Source organism: Eubacterium aggregans, assembly GCF_900107815.1.
Taxonomy (GTDB): Bacteria; Bacillota; Clostridia; order Eubacteriales; family Eubacteriaceae; genus Eubacterium_O; species Eubacterium_O aggregans.
In genome coordinates this window covers 1-3,924 of record NZ_FNRK01000047.1, presented here as the reverse complement: position 1 = coordinate 3,924, position 3,924 = coordinate 1, and the positions used below count along the sequence as shown (strand labels likewise).

Sequence of the window (3,924 nt, the reverse complement as noted above, 5' to 3'; positions counted from 1 at the left end):
TCATTTGTTTGCCTTCCCACACCTTACTAACACACCTGCCTATTATTCATTATAAATCCTTCGGATTTTTGTCTTGACAAGCGCACCATTATAAAGTTCCGTGGGGAACCTTTTTCTTCAACGATTTATGAATGGATTTGGTGAGCAGACAGTTGCAGCAATTACCACTGCTTACCGTGTAGACACGGTGATTATACTGCCCATTGTAAACTTTGGTTCTGGAATTGCTACTGTTGTTGCCCAGAATATTGGAGCAGGTAATCAGGAGAGAGCCAAAAAGGTGTTAAAGGCAGGTATGGTCATGATTTCCATTGTATCTTTATGTCTTACCGGCTTAGTCCTTGCTGCTGGTGGATATCTGATTGCCATGTTTGGACTGACCCAGGAATCCGTGGAGATTGGTAAATCTTTCTTCCGGGCAATCGCAAGCTGTTATATTGTATATGGTCTGGCAATGGCAGTGAGAGGTTATCTTGAAGGAACCGGGGACATGCTTTTTTTCAGGAATAGCAGGTATTGTTTCTTTAGGAGTTAGGATTGTCACATCCTATTTGTTTGCCAAGGAGTTTGGGAACATGGTAATTGCTTATGCGGAAGCATTTTCCTGGGTAGTTCTGCTGGTTATTTATATTATTCGATTTTATATAAAAAAGCGCAAGTCGCAGAGCATCAATCTGAAAAATGAGGCGGATTCAGTATAACTGAATGCGCCTTTTATGCTGTCAAAAAGACACTGTTTTTCCGTGCCGTGTTTGACAAATAGAAAAAATGACTATATAATAGAAAAGCAACATAAAAAAAATCTTAAGTTGTAACTTTAAACAAAGGGAGAAAAAATGGCAAAGATACAAGTTAAAAATGCTTACAAAGTATTTGGTTCAGCACCTATGCAAATGATTTCCTTTCTAGAAAAGGGAGAGAAAAAAACCGACCTATTAAAAAAGTATAAGCATAGTGTCGGTGTCAACAACGTATCTTTTTCAGTAAATGAAGGAGAGATTTTTGTTGTTATGGGACTTTCAGGCAGTGGAAAATCCACATTGATTCGGTGTCTTAATCGTCTTATAGAACCTACGAGTGGAGAGATTTACATAGATAATGAAAAAATAACGCAAGTAAGTTCAGCGAAGTTAAGAGAAATCCGCAGGAAAAAAATTGCTATGGTTTTTCAGAATTTTGCATTATTACCACACAGAACGGTTCTTGAAAACGTTGCTTTTGGACTTGAAATACAAAAAGTAGATGTAGAGGAGCGCAAAAAGAAAGCGATTGAGATGTTAGAAGTTGTAGGATTAAAAGGATATGAGAATGCAAAGCCTAAGGAATTATCAGGAGGAATGCAGCAGAGAGTTGGTCTTGCAAGGGCACTGGCAACAGATGCCGATATTTTATTAATGGATGAAGCCTTCAGTGCGCTTGATCCCCTTATTAGAAAAGAAATGCAAAATGAACTGTTGTCTTTACAGACAAAAATGCAGAAGACAATTGTATTTATTACCCATGATTTGGATGAAGCACTTAAAATCGGTGATAGAATTGCAATTATGAAGGATGGAAATATTGTACAGATTGGTGAGCCAGAAGAAATTTTGAACTCTCCGGCAGATGCTTACGTTCGAGAATTTATTCAGGATGTAAACCGTACAAAGATTGTGTCAGCATCTTCAATTATGCGTTCTTCAGAGAGTATTATATTAGAAAAGGCTGGTGTCAGAACGGCAGCCAAGAAAATGAAAGATTTAGAAATTTCCAGTATTTTTGTGACAGATAAACATAAGACACTGCTTGGTATCATTACAATTGATAAAGTGTCAGAACTTATGAAAGAAAATAGGGATGATTTGAAATCTGTAATTGATACAGATATTAGAACCGTGGGAGTGGATACATCTATCGATGAAATAATACCTCTATTCTTGCAATCAGGTTATCCGGTTGCAGTAGTTGACGATGAAAATAAACTGAAAGGTATTATTTTTAAATCAACCGTACTGGCAGGAATAGCAGGAAAGGAGGAAGTTTCAATTGATTCTTAATATGAAAATTCCAGTTGGCGATTTTATGGAAAGGGTTATCAATTGGATGACCACCAACTTTTCTGATGGATTTGATGCCATAAAAAACGGATTAGAAGCAATTATTGACAGCATGAATTGGTTTCTTTTAGCAATTCCTATTGTAATATTTATTATAGTGGTAACCTTTTTGGCATGGTGGATTGCAGGAAACGGAATTGCCTGCTTTACTGCATTAGGCTTACTTCTGATTCAGAATCTAGATTTGTGGAAGCAGACAATGCAGACCTTAAGTCTTGTAACAACGGCAACGTTGATTGCAATTTTAATCGGTCTTCCCCTGGGTATCTTAATGGCAAAAAGTAATAAGGCAAATAAAATCATTCGTCCAATCCTTGATTTTATGCAGACAATGCCTGCATTCGTATATCTGATTCCGGCTGTATATTTCTTTGACTTGGGAACTGTTCCGGGTGCAGTGGCTACGATAATATTTGCAATGCCTCCGATTGTCCGTCTGACTAATTTAGGTATAAGAGAAGTGCCAAAGGATGTAGTAGAGGCGGCAAAATCGTTTGGATCCACATCCTCACAATTGCTTTTTAAAGTTCAGGTTCCACTGGCGATTCCGACCGTTTTAGCAGGGCTTAACCAAACAATTATGCTTTCACTATCCATGGTTGTTATTTCTGCCATGATTGGAGCAGATGGTTTGGGAAATATAGTACTGCAGGGAATTACCCAGATGAAAATGGGACAGGGATTTGAAGGCGGTCTGGCTGTTGTTATTATTGCAATGGTTCTTGACCGGGTGACACAATGTCTTGGAAAGGCATCACCAAAATCAGGAAAAGCATTTATAACAAAAATAAAAAACAAAAATAAAAATAGAATGTAAAGGAGAATAGTGTTTTGAAAAAAAGTATATTATCTATATTAGTGTTATGTGTTCTGGTTATGAGCCTTGCGGGTTGCGGTGGAGGAGCTGATGACAGTGCAAAAGGAAAGGAAACGGTAAAACTCGGCTATGTTAACTGGTCTGAGGGAATTGCCATGACAAACTTAGCGGCAGCAGTGCTTGAAGAAAAAATGGGATATGATGTGGAGTTGACTATGGCCGATGTCGCACCTGTTTTTACGTCTGTGGCAAGTGGTAATACAGATGCCTTTTTAGACGTATGGCTGCCTGTTACCCATGAAAGCTTTATTGAAAAATATGGGGATGATATGGTTGATTTAGGAATTTCATATGAAAATGCATTACTTGGACTTGTTGTTCCATCCTATGTTGAAATCGATAGTATCGAGGAATTAAACGATAATAAAGAATTATTTGATGGAGAGATTATTGGTATTGACGCAGGAGCCGGCCTTATGGCAGCAGCAGAGAAATCAATTGAGGAATATGGATTAGATTATAAGCTTTTAATGGGAAGTGGTCCAACAATGACAGCTGCATTGGGAAAAGCAATTGATGCAAATGAACCAATTGTTGTTACAGGCTGGGCGCCACACTGGAAATTTGCACGTTGGGATTTAAAAGTGTTGGAAGATCCAAAAGGAATATTTGGAGAAGTTGAAAATATTCACAAGTATTCCAGAAAAGGCTTAGAAGAAGATATGCCGGAAGTAGCAGAATTTCTAAAAAAATTCAAACTCAATGAGGCAGAATTAGGTGATCTTATGGGTGCTGTAGAAGAGGAAGGTAACGAACCTCTTGAAGCAGCTAAAAAATGGATGAATGAGCACGAAGAACTTATCAATAGCTGGATTAAATAGAAAATAAAACAAAATAATAAAAGGGCGTGATTCATATTATGGAATTGTCAATAAAAGTTTAGTCCCATCGGCAAGGAGAATTATGCAGCAACAGTACAGTGGTAAAGTGCCCGCTTAGAGAGCGGCGGGA

General features: G+C 38.0%; 4 protein-coding genes. All 4 read left to right on the top strand.

Annotated features, from left to right (window positions below; translation table 11 throughout):
* Positions 1–127: 127 nt before the first annotated feature.
* The 4 genes from BLW33_RS13765 to BLW33_RS13750 all read left to right on the top strand — a co-directional run bounded on the left by BLW33_RS13765 (position 128) and on the right by BLW33_RS13750 (position 3,794).
* Positions 128–535, top strand: a complete 408-nt coding sequence (locus BLW33_RS13765) for an MATE family efflux transporter (RefSeq protein WP_242911696.1) — start codon at positions 128–130, stop codon at positions 533–535.
* Between the two features lie 301 nt (positions 536–836).
* A complete protein-coding gene (locus BLW33_RS13760) occupies positions 837–2,036 on the top strand; it encodes a quaternary amine ABC transporter ATP-binding protein (protein ID WP_090310007.1) in 1,200 nt (399 codons plus the stop codon).
* 1 nt (position 2,037) lies between these two features.
* Positions 2,038–2,913, top strand: coding sequence for an ABC transporter permease (locus BLW33_RS13755; protein ID WP_090310004.1), 876 nt, complete (start codon positions 2,038–2,040; stop codon positions 2,911–2,913).
* 14 nt (positions 2,914–2,927) lie between these two features.
* A complete protein-coding gene (locus BLW33_RS13750; protein ID WP_341456163.1) occupies positions 2,928–3,794 on the top strand; it encodes a glycine betaine ABC transporter substrate-binding protein in 867 nt (288 codons plus the stop codon).
* The last annotated feature ends 130 nt before the right edge of the window (positions 3,795–3,924 follow it).